General features: G+C 59.1%; 9 protein-coding genes. 8 read left to right on the top strand and 1 reads right to left on the bottom strand.

Annotation, left to right across the window (positions count from 1 at the left end):
- From AB5750_RS06805 to AB5750_RS06770, 8 genes are all read left to right on the top strand, one after another.
- Nucleotides 1-201 (top strand): hypothetical protein, encoded by a 201-nt coding sequence (locus AB5750_RS06805; RefSeq protein ID WP_035136858.1) that lies wholly within the window; start codon nt 1-3, stop codon nt 199-201.
- Between the two features lie 144 nt (nt 202-345).
- Nucleotides 346-1,425 (top strand): substrate-binding domain-containing protein, encoded by a 1,080-nt coding sequence (locus AB5750_RS06800; protein WP_368145781.1) that lies wholly within the window; start codon nt 346-348, stop codon nt 1,423-1,425.
- A gap of 284 nt (nt 1,426-1,709) precedes the next feature.
- Nucleotides 1,710-3,137 (top strand): glucuronate isomerase, encoded by a 1,428-nt coding sequence (uxaC, locus tag AB5750_RS06795; protein WP_368145782.1) that lies wholly within the window; start codon nt 1,710-1,712, stop codon nt 3,135-3,137.
- Between the two features lie 50 nt (nt 3,138-3,187).
- Entirely contained in the window at nt 3,188-4,693 is a 1,506-nt protein-coding gene (locus tag AB5750_RS06790; RefSeq protein ID WP_368145783.1) for a glycoside-pentoside-hexuronide (GPH):cation symporter, read from the top strand.
- Between the two features lie 78 nt (nt 4,694-4,771).
- Nucleotides 4,772-6,286: a tagaturonate reductase gene (locus AB5750_RS06785; RefSeq protein WP_368145784.1), complete on the top strand. Its 1,515-nt coding sequence runs from the start codon at nt 4,772-4,774 to the stop codon at nt 6,284-6,286.
- A gap of 78 nt (nt 6,287-6,364) precedes the next feature.
- Complete coding sequence (locus AB5750_RS06780) at nt 6,365-7,849, top strand: UxaA family hydrolase (protein ID WP_368145785.1); 1,485 nt, start codon at nt 6,365-6,367, stop codon at nt 7,847-7,849.
- A 207-nt stretch (nt 7,850-8,056) separates the two neighbouring features.
- Complete coding sequence (locus AB5750_RS06775) at nt 8,057-9,274, top strand: FAD-dependent oxidoreductase (RefSeq protein ID WP_368145786.1); 1,218 nt, start codon at nt 8,057-8,059, stop codon at nt 9,272-9,274.
- 199 nt (nt 9,275-9,473) lie between these two features.
- The gene (locus AB5750_RS06770; protein WP_368145787.1) at nt 9,474-11,423 is read left to right on the top strand and encodes an NAD(P)/FAD-dependent oxidoreductase; all 1,950 of its coding nucleotides are present in this window, start codon (nt 9,474-9,476) and stop codon (nt 11,421-11,423) included.
- Nucleotides 11,424-11,776: 353 nt separating this feature from the next.
- Here the strand turns inward: AB5750_RS06770 and AB5750_RS06765 are convergent, their stop codons facing one another.
- Nucleotides 11,777-12,868, bottom strand: coding sequence for an ATP-binding protein (locus AB5750_RS06765; RefSeq protein ID WP_368145788.1), 1,092 nt, complete (start codon nt 12,866-12,868; stop codon nt 11,777-11,779).
- Between the last annotated feature and the right edge of the window lie 364 nt (nt 12,869-13,232).

The raw sequence follows: 13,232 nt of genomic DNA, 5'->3' as shown, positions 1-13,232 counted from the left end.
ATGGCACCTATCGATATTGTTGTACTGGCTGTTATCGGTATTGCGTTTGTCGCCGTGTGCGTGCGCATCTACCGCAAGGGCACCTGCGCCGACTGCGCTCAGGGTGGCGTTTGCACGGGGCATTGCTCCAACAAAAAGACGTGCGCCGCACTTAAGGGCGTGGACAAAATCGCCGAAGACTTGGGCCGCGGTATCAAATAAGGTCCAGACATCCAAGCGCCTCGCGAGCATCCGTTCGCGGGGCGCTTTGCGCATTTGGGCGCGAGCGCGGCGAGTTGAAGAGTATTTTTGGGGTATCGTTAACTGAACTGTAAATTGGCAACTTATCTATAACGGAGTAATCCCATGAGCGCTCGTGTAACCATGAAGGACATAGCCGCCGAGCTTGGCGTTTCCATCAATACCGTGCACAAGGCTCTGACGGGAAAGGCCGGCGTGAGCGAATCCGTGCGTGCCAAGGTGAACGCTAAGGCCGAGGCCATGGGCTATCACCGCAACACAAGTGCCTCAAGCCTGCGCCGCAAGGATATCAATCTGGTGTTTTGCCTGCCCAGCGCATCGCGCGAGGGAGCGTACTTTTTCCGTTACCTATGGGAAGGCTGCAATCGCTTTGAGCAAGAGGTCATCGACCAGGGCATTACCGTTGAACGCGTTGAATTTGGCGTGGGCGGCTACGCTGATGCACTTGAGCAAATCGACGAGCGTCTGCAGGTGGGCGAGAAGATTGATGGCTTGCTCGCCTATACGCCGGGCGACGATCGTGCGACTGAGCTTTTGGGGCAGATCGCCGAGGCGGGCGTGACGATTGAGCTCGTTGACGGCGACCGCCCTCACCTCGATCGCCTGGGCGCTAGTTTGGCCGACTACTCCACGGCGGGAAGCCTGATGGCCGAGCAGGCGGCCAACCTGGTTCACGCTTCTGGGACCGATGCCCGCGTGCTTTTATTGGCGGGCGACCCCTATACCGACTCGCACTATTTGACCGCTCGCGCCTTCCACAATTACCTTCGCGAGCACAATGTTCCCTGGCAGGTCGAGGATCTGACCGGTGCTCATGCCCAGGTCAAGCAGCTCGAGCACGAGCTCAACCAGCGTCTAAAGTCATCGGAAGCCCCCGAGTTGATCTGCAGCGTGTTCGCCGTGGGCTCTGAGCTGATTGCCGATGCGCTTGTCTCGGCTAACAAGGCCGGCGAAGTAATGGTGATCGGCAACGACCTGTTCCCAGAAAGTGCGCTGGCCTTGCGTCGGGGCATCTTTACCAACATCGTCTACAAGGACCCGGTGAGTTTGGCATACCGTGGCGCCAAGACCTTAGGCGATTATCTGCTGTGGGGAAAGACGCCGGCGGAGCCTGTGCAAAAGGGGGCTGTTGAGATGGTGTTTGCCAGCAACGTCGATCGTTACTGCGAGCTCGCCGGAATCTAATGCGTTTAGGGAGTTCCCTACTTGCCGCGTACTTTTTGGCTGGGGATCGAAAAATTGTTTCGAAGGCCGCTGATGGCGAATCTGCCGTCAGTGGCCTTTCTTTGTGCCGATCCAACGCAGGGTCCATGGCTCGGCAACCGTTAAGCGGTCGAAACCTACCGTTCGCCCCATGATGGTTAGGTGAACGTTCACCTCGTAACGCATTTTGCACTAAGATGGTGAACGTTCACCTAGAGGATGACGAGCGTATTGTGCGCCCGCTCCGCAAACAAAGGGGTTGTTTGATGAAAAACTTTATGGACGATCAGGATTTCCTGCTGAGCACTAAGACCGGCGAGGAACTGTTCCACAACTTTGCCGAGGGCATGCCCATCGTCGACTATCACTGCCACATTTCTCCTAAGGAGATTTGGGAGGACAAGCGTTTCGAGAACATCACCGAGGTTTGGCTGGGCGGCGACCACTACAAGTGGCGCCTGATGCGTGCCAACGGCGTCGACGAGCGTTTTATCACTGGCGACGCCCCTGCTCGCGAGAAGTTCCAAAAGTGGGCCGAGACCCTGGGTCGCTGCGTTGGCAACCCCGTCTTTGAGTGGAGCCACCTGGAGCTTAAGCGCTACTTTGGCTACGAGGGCGTCCTCAACGGCAAGACTGCCCAGGAGGTCTGGGACCTTGCCAACGCCAAGCTCGCTGAGGCCAGCTTTACCTGCCGCAACCTGATCAAGCAGTCCAACGTCCGCATGATCTGCACTACCGACGACCCCGCCGACAGCTTTGAGTGGCACAAGAAGATTGCCGCCGACGACAGCTTTGACGTTCAGGTCGTTCCCGCCATGCGCCCCGATGCCGCTTTGCGCATCGAGCGCGGCCAGGAGTTTGCCGACTACTGCAAGCACCTCTCCGAGGTTGCCGGCGTTGAGGTCAGCGACTTTGAGGGCATGAAGGCTGCCATTTCCAAGCGCTACGACGTTGCTCACGAGTTGGGCTGCCGCGCCTCCGACCACGCACTCGACTACGTTATGTACGTCCCGGCTACCGTCGACGAGATCGAGGCTATCTTTGCCAAGGGTCTGGCTGCCGAGCCGCTCACCGAGGAAGAGGTCCTCAAGTACAAGACTGCCTTTATGCAGTTCGTTGCCGGCGAGTATGTCCGTCTGGGCTGGGCCATGCAGCTGCACTTTGGCTGCAAGCGCGACAACAACCGCGCCATGTTCGCCAAACTCGGTCCCGACACCGGCTACGACTGCATCTCCAACTACACGCCGTCCGACCAGCTCGCCGATTTCCTCAACTCCATCCAGGAGACCTGCGGCCTGCCCAAGACCATCCTGTACAGCCTGAACCCCATCGATAACACCATGATCGATACCGTCATGGGTTGCTTCCAGGAGGCTCCGACCGCCGGTAAGATCCAGAACGGCTCCGCCTGGTGGTTCAACGACAACGAGGTCGGCATGCGCGAGCAACTCACGGCTCTGGCTAACGAGGGCGTGCTGGGCAATTTTGTGGGCATGCTTACCGACTCCCGCTCTTTCCTGTCCTATCCGCGCCACGAGTACTTCCGTCGCGTGCTGTGCAGCGTGATCGGCGAGTGGGTCGAGCAGGGCAAGTACCCGGCCGACATGGAGCTGCTGGGCAGTATCGTGCGCGACATCAGCTACAACAATTCCGTTCGCTACTTTGGCTTCGATTTGGGCACCGTCGAGGCATAGATCTGTATGTGCTCCGATTGGTGAAATCGGTTGCAAAGGGGAGGGACCATATGGGAACAGGGCAACAGAAAAACGAGCAGATCGTGTCTGCTCAGGCGGATTCGAGATCTATGCAGAGCTCGCAGGATATCAAGCTGAGCTGGCGTGAGAAAATCTGCTATGGCTTTGGCGATTTGGGCAATGGATTCATGTTCGATCTTGGTCAAGCCTATCTGACCAAGTTCTACACTGACATCTGTCTGATTTCGCCGGGCGTAGTGAGCCTGATTTTCGCCGTCACCAAGATTTTCGATGCGTTCATGGACCCGATTGCCGGTGCATTCGTCGACGGTAGAAAGAAGATTGGCAAGCACGGTCGGTTTCGTCCGGTCATGATGGTTTCGGCCGTGATCCTTGCCGTTCTAACCGTGGTGACCTTCACTGCGCCCGATATTCCCATGGCAGGTAAAATTGCCTATGCGCTGATAACTTACATGATCTGGGGCGTCGTATACAGCTTCACCAACGTGCCGTACGGATCTCTGGCCACGGTAATGACGCGTGACGTCGATGACCGCGCGCACATGGCGTCAACGCGCCAGGCCGGTTCGCTTTGCGCACAGCTCATCACGGGCGTAGCGTTCATCCCATTGGTCCTGTTCTTTGCGGGTGGCGACACGCTCGACGGCAATCCGCACGGCTATACGATTGCAGCTGTCGTCATGGGACTGTGCGGCATCGCCGGATTCGCCATCTGCTTTTTGGGAACGCGCGAGCATATCCGTATCGATCGACAGGCCGAGGAGAAGGCTGCGGGAAAGGCCGGCAAGAAGTCGAGCGCATTCAGCACGTATTTCAAGGTCGTTTTCACCAACAAGAACCTGGGAGCAGTTATCCTGCTTACGCTGTTTACCATTTCGGCCATGAACACCAACAACACCATGATGGTGTATTTCTGCCAGTACAACCTGGGTAACATCGCGTTGCAGCCCGTTGTCAACGGCATCATGATCGGAACGTCGGTTGTCGCCATTCTCGCCATCCCGACGCTCGTCAAGCATTTCGGTAAGAAGCGCACGTGCGTCGCCTGCTTTATCGTCGGCGCTGTGGCAAACGGCCTCAACTTCATCCTGCCGACCAATACCGTGACGTTCATCATCTTCGTCACCATCGGCTACGTCGCGCTTGCCATCCCCAACGGTATCACCTGGAACCTGGTTTCCGATGTTATCGATTACGGTGAATGGCACACGGGAATCCGCAAGGAGGGTACGACCTACGCCGCGTTCAACTTTTCTCGTAAGCTTGCGCAATCCCTTGCCGCGATCATTTCCGGCGGCATCCTTGCTCTTACCGGATATGTGGCAAATAAGCCCCAGACGGCCGCCACGCTGCTTGGCATCAAGGGCGCTCTGACGATTTATCCCGCTTGCGCCCTTCTGGTGGCAGCCTTGATCATCTTCGCTCTCTACGACATTACCGAGAAGAAGTTCAATTCCATTTCCAACGACCTGTCGAATGGTCGCTGGGAGCGCGGCAAGATCGGCGAGAGCACTATCGAGACGATCGATAAATAGTCCCGCTGTTTAAACAATCATGAATGCAACCCGGTGCGGCGATGCCGTACCGGGACTTGAGTTGAGAGGAAAACCTCTATGAATAACATCAGCTACGAGACGCTCGAGAAGATCGGCTACGAGGGCTACGTGCTGCCCAAGGACGCCCCCGAGAAGGTCCTGCAGTTTGGCGAGGGCAATTTCCTGCGCGCCTTCGTCGATCGTTTCTTCGATATGGGCAACGAGGCCACCGGTTGGAACGGCAAGGTCGTCATGGTGCAGCCCATCAGCGGCGCCTTCGATTTCGCCGATGGTATCAATGCCCAGGATGGCCTGTACACCGTACTGGTGCGCGGCAAGGAGAACGGTGACACGGTTGACGATTCACGCGTGATCAGCGCCTGCAGCCGTTGCCTCAATCCGTATCGCGAGGCTGACTACCGTGCCATGATGGAGGTCGCCGTTTCCGACGACCTGGAGATTATCGTCTCCAACACCACCGAGGCCGGTATCGCCTACGATCCGTCCTGCAAGGCCGACGACATGCCCCCTGCGAGCTTCCCTGCCAAGCTTGCCCAGGTGCTCCATGCCCGCTGGGCTGCCGGCAAGCAGGGCGTCATCGTGCTCGCCTGCGAGCTCATCGACCATAACGGCGAGGAGCTGCTGCGCATCATGAACCAGTACGTGAGCGACTGGGGCTGGGAGGACGAGTTTTCGCAGTGGATGGCCAACGACTGCACCGTCTGCACCACGCTCGTCGACACCATCGTTCCGGGTCGCATCCGCGATCCCAAGGAGGCCGCTGCCGTGGCCGAGCGCTTGGGCTATGAGGATCCGTTCTTGGCCGTGCGTGAGCCCTTCCAGATGTGGGGCATCCAGGGTGACGAATCGCTCAAGGAGCGTCTGCCCTTCGTGAAGGCCGGTCTGCCGGGTGTCTTTGTGACCCCCGACGTCACCCCGTACAAGAAGCGCAAGGTCCGCATCCTCAACGGCGCCCACACCGCCTTTGTCCCGGGTTCCTGGGTTGCCGGCTTTGATATCGTGCGCGATTGCATGCACGACGAGACCGTCCGCGGCTTCATGAACACCATGCTCTACGACGAGGTCATCCCGACGCTCGCCACCGATCTGGATGCCGAGGATTGCAAGGCCTTTGCCGCCGCCGTCGAGAACCGCTTCGACAATCCGTTTATCGACCACGCGCTGCTCTCCATCTGCCTCAACTCCACGGCTAAGTGGCGTGCCCGCGACCTGCCTACGCTCAAAGACTACGTTGCCGAGACCGGCAACCTGCCCAAGTGCCTGGCGACGAGCCTGGCCACGCTCATCTCCTTCTACACGCAGGAGCTCGTGTCCCGCGAGGGCGACGGCCTGCATCTGCGTCGCTCTGACGGCACCGAGTACACCGCTCAGGACGACGCCTTCGTGCTCGACTTCTACGCTGCCCGTGCCGGCGCCGACGACGCCGAGCTGGTGCACGATGTGCTCGCTAACGAGCAAATGTGGGGCGAGGATCTTACGCAGATCGCCGGCCTGGAGGAGTTTGTCGTCAACGCTCTTGCCGTCGTGCGCGCCGAGGGCGTCAAGCAGGCGTTCGCGAACGCTCAGGCCTAAATCCTTCTGTACGCCCGCCGGGTAACTGGCGGGCGTCACTCGACTTCTGCTCAACCTGTAGGGTTAGGACCATTTGCAATGAACACTATCCAGATCAATCCGGCCGACAACGTGATCGTCGCGCTGTCGCCGCTTGCCAAGGGCACCGCCGTCGCGGTTCCCGGGGTGGGCGAGGTCGTGGCCGCGGAGGATATTCCGCAAGGCCACAAGATGGCTGTGCGCTCGATTGCCGCCGGCGAGGACGTCATTAAGTACGGCCTTCCTATCGGACACGTGACGGGCGATGTCCAGCCCGGTCAGTGGCTCCACACGCACAATGTGAAGACCAACCTTTCGGGCGAGGTCGAGTACACCTACAACCCCACGCATCCGGTCGTTGAGTCGGTTGAGCCCGAGACCTTTATGGGGTTCCGCCGTGCCGACGGTCGTGCCGCGACGCGCAACGAGCTGTGGATCATCCCCACGGTCGGCTGTGTCAACGAAGTCGCCCGTGCCATGTGCGAGCAGGCCCAGGATCTGGTCGATGGCTCGCTGGAGGGCGTCTACTACTTCCCGCATCCGTTCGGTTGCTCGCAGACCGGCGCCGACCATGTCCAGACGCGTCGTCTGCTGGTGGCGCTCTCGCGTCACCCTAATGCGGCCGGCGTGCTGTTCCTGTCGCTCGGTTGCGAGAACTGCACACACCAGCAGGTGCTCGACGAGCTCGGTGACTTCGATCACGAGCGCGTTCGCTTTCTCACCTGCCAGGATGTAGCCGACGAGCAAATCGAGGGTCACAAGATTCTGGCCGAGCTGGCAGACCTGGCAAAGCAGTCCAAGCGCGAGCCCATTCCGGCCTCCGAGCTGGTCATTGGTCTTAAGTGTGGCGGCTCCGACGGTCTTTCGGGCATTACCGCCAACCCCACGATCGGTCGCGTGAGCGATATGGTCGTCGCCCGTGGCGGCACGTCGGTGCTTACCGAGGTGCCCGAGATGTTTGGCGCGGAGAGCATCCTGCTCGACCGTTGCGAGAACGAGCAGGTCTTTAACGCTGCCTCCGACATGCTCAATGGATTTAAGGACTACTTTATTAGCCACGGCGAGGTCGTTTATGAGAACCCGAGTCCCGGCAACAAGGACGGCGGTATTACCACGCTCGAGGACAAGAGCTGCGGCTGCGTGCAAAAGGGCGGATCTGCCCCCATCGTCGACGTGCTGCCGTATGCCGGCCAGGCAAATAAACACGGCCTGAACATGCTGTGCGGTCCGGGCAACGACATGGTATCCACCACGGCGTTGACGGCTGCCGGCTGCCACGTGATTCTGTTCTCGACCGGCCGCGGCACACCGTTTGGCGCGCCGGCGCCTACCCTCAAGGTGTTCACCAATCAGCGTTTGTGCGACCACAAGGCCAACTGGATGGACTTTAACGCCGGCGTGATTGCCACAGGCGAACGCACACTCGACGAGGCTGCCCGCGACCTGTATCAGCTGGTACTGGATACAGCGAGCGGTAAGCTAACGAGTGCCGAGCGCCGCGGTTGCCACGAGATCAGTATCTGGAAAGACGGCGTCTGCCTGTAGAGAGATTCGCCATTCGTAGGGGTGGCGAATCTTTTGATCTCGATGACGGGGCTGCACAGTGGCTCCGTGCGAGGGAAGGGTTGCTACTGCGCGTTTGTGAGATGCTTTTCGGTGCCCTTTTCCGCACTGTTGACGTATCTATGGTTATAAATTCGGGCAAATTGGTTTAAGAAGCCGATTTCGTCCAGGTCGATAGAGGGGAATTGCGTGGCTATCCACATCGTTGAGGAAGCAAATCGCTGTCTGGGCTGCAAAAAGGCGTTCTGTCAAATAAAGGGCTGTCCGGTGCAGACGCCCATTCCGCAGGTTATCGACCTCTTTAAGCAGCGCCGTTTGCAAGAGGCGGGCGAGCTACTGTTCCAGAACAATCCCATGAGCGCGGTCTGCTCCATGGTGTGCAATCATTCGGGCCAGTGCGAGGGCGCTTGCATTCAGGGCCGCAAGGGCGCGCCCGTGCATTTTTCGAGCATCGAGAACTATATCTCCACGGCGTATTTGGACCGCAAAGAGTGGAGACCCGCGCCGTCGCGCGGCAAGCAGGTCGCCGTGGTCGGCTCCGGCCCCGCCGGCATGACTGTGGCCATTAAGATGGCGCAGCTGGGTTGCGCCGTCACTGTTTTTGAGCAGCGGCCCGAGATCGGCGGCGTGCTGGAGTACGGTATCCCCGAGTTCCGTCTGCCGCGTTCGCTCGTGCAAAAGTACCGCCACGTGATGTGCTCGCTCGGCGTGCGCGTTCGCCCCTCGACCACCATCGGCGGTGCGCTCCACATCGACGACCTGCTGCGCGACGGTTACGATGCGGTCTTTGTTGGTACCGGCACCTGGCGAGCTCGAAAGCTGGGTATTCCCGGCGAGTCGCGCGGCAATGTGCTGTTTGGTATCGACTATCTGGTCGATCCCACGAGCGTGGCAATCGGGCAGAACGTGGCGGTTATCGGCGCCGGCAATGTGGCCATGGATGTTGCCCGCACGGCCCTGCGCTCGGGTGCTCGCAAGGTTACCGTGTACGCCCGATCGCGCCATATCTCTGCCATCGATGATGAGGTGGAGCTGACCGAGCTTGACGGTGCCGAGATTGTGTGCGGCAAGGCGATCTGCGCCATCGACGACAACGGTCCGGTGTTCGAGACGGCTATCTTTGACGAGGACAACAACGTGGTGGGCTACGAGGAAGAACTCGACCACGTGTCCGCCGACACGGTTGTGATTGCGGCGTCTCAAGTGCCCAAGGACAAGCTCGTGCTTACAACGGGCGGTCTGGAGACCGACCATCGCGGCCTGCTTTCGGTCGACGAGTATGGCATGACTACCGTGCCTGGCGTCTTTGCCGCCGGCGACGTGGTCAACGGCCCGCTCACCGTGGTCCACGCCGTTGCCGGTGCCAAGCTCGCCGTCGAAGGCATGACATCCTACCTGGGCCTTTAACTCCATCCCCCCATCAGTTGCGGTGAAATACGGACTGTTTTGGCTGTCAAAGGCCTTATCTACTCCGTATTCCACCGCAACTTTTTGTGGGGATTGGATTAAAGGCGGGGGAGTGCGAGCGAGTACGAATGCAGCGGATACTGATACGATAGGTACGTTAGCAACTGCCGCCGAGCGGCTCAAACGAAAGGAAGCCTGTATGGAGTCCTCTGCCTACCCGATGCTCTTTAGCCCGATCAAGGTCGGTACAACCGAGGTCAAGAACCGCGTCTTTATGCCGCCGGTGTCCACCAACCTGGCCGATCACGGCTATGTGACCGATGACTTGGTCGATCATTACCGTGCCCGCGCCAAGGGCGGCGTGGGCCTCATCATCACCGAGGTCGTGACGGTCGAGCCCACCTATACCTATCTGCCGGGTGACATGTGCTGCTACGACGACACGTTTATCCCCGGCTGGGAAAAGCTTGCCGCGGCCGTCCACGAGTATGGCTGCAAGATCATGCCGCAGCTCTTCCACCCCGCCTACATGGCCTTTAACATTCCGGGCACGCCTCGCCTGATCGCTCCGTCCTTTGTGGGCCCGTCTTACGCCCGCGAGGCACCGCGCCCCATCACGGTCGACGAGATCCACGAGCTCACGCATCAGTTTGGCGACGCTGCCGTGCGCATGCAGAAGGCCGGTGTCGATGGCGTCGAGGTCCATGCGGCACACGCCCACGGCATGCTCGGCGGTTTTTTGACCCCGCTCTATAACAAGCGTACCGATGAGTACGGCGGCTCGCTCGACGCCCGCATGCGCTTCTTGCTCGAGGTCATCGCCGAGATTCGCGAGCGCTGCGGCAAGGACTTCATCATCGACGTCCGTATCTCGGGCGACGAGTACACCGATGGTGGTCTGACCCTCAATGACATGATCTACGTCTCGCGTCGCCTGGAGAAGGCCGGCGTCGACATGATCCACGTGTCGGGCGGCACCACCATCAAGCGCGGCTCCGCCATTCCCGCTGCCGGCACGCAGCAGGCCTCGCACGCCGCCTGCTCGCGTGAGATCAAAAAGCACGTGAACATTCCTGTTGCCACGGTCGGCCGCATTAACGAGGCATGGATTGCCGAGGAGCTGATCGAGGACGGCGCCGCCGACATCTGCATGATGGGCCGCGCCAATCTGTGCGATGCCGAGTTCTGCAACAAGGCCGCTGCCGGCAACGCCGATGACATCCGCCCCTGCATTGGCTGTCTGCGCTGCCTGAACGGCATTATGTTTGGCAAGCGCATCTCCTGCACCGTCAATCCGGACGTGGAGCGCGACGAGGCCGGCTACGAGCCTGCCGCTACGCCCAAGAACGTGCTGGTCGTGGGCGCTGGTCCCGCAGGTATGGAGGTGGCCTACATTGCTGCCAAGCGCGGGCACCACGTGGTGCTTGTGGACAAGCAGGACGAACCGGGCGGCGAGATGCGCATCGCGGCTGTTCCGCCGGCAAAGCAGGAGCTTACGCGCGTGATCAAGTATCAGTATCGCCGCCTGGCCGAAGCGGGCGTAACGTGCGTCTTTGGTACCGAGCTATCTGCTGAGGATATTCAGCGCGACTATGCCGGCTACGAGGTCGTTTTGGCCTACGGTGCCGAGCCTATCGCTCCGGCCTTTATGCAGGGCTTTAAGCAGGTCATGACGGCTGACGACCTGCTGGGCGGCAACGCCTTCCCGGGCAAGAAGATCGTCATCGTCGGCGGCGGTACCGTCGGCTGCGAGACTGCCGACTATCTGGCTCCGCTGGTCAACGACCTGTCGCCGGCCAATCGCGATGTCACCGTCATCGAGATGACCAAGACGCTCGCTGCCAACGAGGGCGGCGCCGGCCGCGCGGTGCTCATCACGCGCATGCTTTCCAAGGGCGTTCACGTGCTGACCGAGGCCAAGGTAACCGAGATTACCGAGGACACCATCAGCTACGAAAAAGATGGCGAGATCCACACTATCGCCGATGCCGATACGCTGGTGCTTGCCATGGGCTATCGTCCCAACACCAAGCTGGCCGACGACCTGGCCGCTGCCGGTGTTGCCACCCACGTGCTGGGCGACGCCCAGAAGTGCGGCAACATCCGCGATGCCATCGGCGATGGCTACAAGGTTGCCTGCGAGCTCTAGTCAACCCCTTGTTGCGTGGGGGCAGGTTACTTTGCACCAACTTGGCGCATGTAAACCTGGCCCCATTGACGAGGTTTCCGCCATCCCAGGGCGGCTACATGGAGTAGCGCCCGTGCGCATCGATTCCCTCTCATAGATGTGCGGCACAAAGAACCCCGAGCTCACACGAGCTCGGGGCCTTTTTCGTCTGGATTGGGGACGCATAGCCGGACGAAAGCGTGTTGCGTTTGGCGTAAAACCATACGAAAGTGCAATTTGCGTCTTATTTCCGAACGTAAAACAGACGAAAACCGTTTACGTCTGCTTTAAATCCGTACGAAAACGGTTTTCGTCTTGCAGGGCAGTTGCCGTTTCTACAGTTCAACTTCCAGTTCGGCTTTGTGTTCGTAGAGGTAGTCGCGCATGTAGGGGATGGCAAATGAGACCTTGCCGTACGAAGGAGCCTCGATAATCGATTCTCTTAACAGGCGGCTGCGGACGGAACTCACCTGTTGAGGCGTTTTGTTTAGGGCATCGGCAACCATGCTGGTCGAGCTCGTCTGCCCCAAAGATGCCATGCTCAGCAGATAAGCGATGCACGTGGGCGGAATGCGCTGTAGCGCGGGCTCAATCACCATGGCACAGAAGCGTTCGCGTGCCGTTGCAATGCCGCGCTCGGCTTCTTCTTCTCCAATAATCGGTGTATGTGCGCGTCTTGCCAACTGCCATGCGTAGTATCCAACGAGTTGGATCATGAAAGGATAACCTTGCGTTGCCTCGGCAAGTTGGCCGGCAATACCTGGCTGCAACTCCATGCCAGACGCTTCAATGGTTTCCTCGAGGGAGTACGACACTTCGGTTACTGCCACAGCCTTCAGGTCAAAGGGGAGGGCACGGCGCAAAAACGTAAGTGTCTTTCCGTTGATGATGCTTTCAATCATCGAAGGCAGCCCCGCAAAAACAAAGGCGATATCAAGGTCTTCGCCGATAACCTGCTGAATCGCAATGGAGAGCGTTCGGACCTCATCGAGCTCTGCGTCTTGAACCTCGTCGAGAGTGATGAGCAGGCCATTTCCATTCTTGGATATTGTCTGTCTCATGGCGTCGCGTAGCGATGGGCCGATTCGCTCAATATCTATGCTGCCGATGGATATGCCAGCTACGGTGGGCTCAAATCTGGCGTGTTTGGCCTGGAATTTGGGCTGCAGCTGTTCGAGAATGCGCTGGCAAAGTCCCTCGGTTGCGACCTCTTTTATGACCGTCCAGCCACGGCTTTGCGCCAAACGTGAGCACTCGTCAAGGAGGACCGTCTTGCCCGTTCCACGGACGCCGGCTATGCGCATTAGGCGCCCAGGGGCACCAGGCCCGTTGGTGAGGCCTTCACTGAATTCTTCAAGTACATCTTCGCGGCCGATAATCGTGGGAGGTGTTTTACCTGCTGTGGGCTTAAAAGGGTTTGTTTGCATGTGAGCCACCTTTGCTCAAGATATAGCAAGATATAGCAAAGTATAGCAAGATATAGCAAAGTATAGTGAGATATAGCAACGTAAGCGCTACTCGCGGGTTTTGCGGTGGTGCTATTTTCCAAATGCCGCGCGGATAATGCGTTGGGCGAACAGCTTGTTGACAACTCACGAGGGCTCGGGGTGCCAATTTGGGATGGAGTAGTGCTGTGCCACGAATAGGGCCTATCTACTACGTTTAACCCACATGGGTCGACCATGCGGCTCTTTTTTGAAAATCGGCAAGCCGACTACCTGCACTGATAATTGTCCTTGGGGGAAGCGGGCACTGCGGGGGCGCGTCAACAGCGCGCGATTTCCGCGTCGC

Origin of the sequence: Collinsella aerofaciens, assembly GCF_040926185.1 — a bacterium.
GTDB lineage: Bacteria > Actinomycetota > Coriobacteriia > Coriobacteriales > Coriobacteriaceae > Collinsella > Collinsella aerofaciens_BC.
Note: the sequence above shows the minus strand (reverse complement) of the source record. Positions and strands in the feature narration are given on the sequence as shown.

What these genes read in the sequence shown, in the direction of transcription:
- AB5750_RS06770 (WP_368145787.1), top strand. Translation starts at nt 9,474, where the DNA reads ATGGAGTCCTCTGCCTACCCGATGCTCTTTAGCCCGATCAAGGTCGGT.
- uxaC (WP_368145782.1), top strand. Translation starts at nt 1,710, where the DNA reads ATGAAAAACTTTATGGACGATCAGGATTTCCTGCTGAGCACTAAGACC.
- AB5750_RS06800 (WP_368145781.1), top strand. Translation starts at nt 346, where the DNA reads ATGAGCGCTCGTGTAACCATGAAGGACATAGCCGCCGAGCTTGGCGTT.
- AB5750_RS06780 (WP_368145785.1), top strand. Translation starts at nt 6,365, where the DNA reads ATGAACACTATCCAGATCAATCCGGCCGACAACGTGATCGTCGCGCTG.
- AB5750_RS06805 (WP_035136858.1), top strand. Translation starts at nt 1, where the DNA reads ATGGCACCTATCGATATTGTTGTACTGGCTGTTATCGGTATTGCGTTT.
- AB5750_RS06765 (WP_368145788.1), bottom strand. Translation starts at nt 12,868, where the DNA reads ATGCAAACAAACCCTTTTAAGCCCACAGCAGGTAAAACACCTCCCACG.
- AB5750_RS06790 (WP_368145783.1), top strand. Translation starts at nt 3,188, where the DNA reads ATGGGAACAGGGCAACAGAAAAACGAGCAGATCGTGTCTGCTCAGGCG.
- AB5750_RS06785 (WP_368145784.1), top strand. Translation starts at nt 4,772, where the DNA reads ATGAATAACATCAGCTACGAGACGCTCGAGAAGATCGGCTACGAGGGC.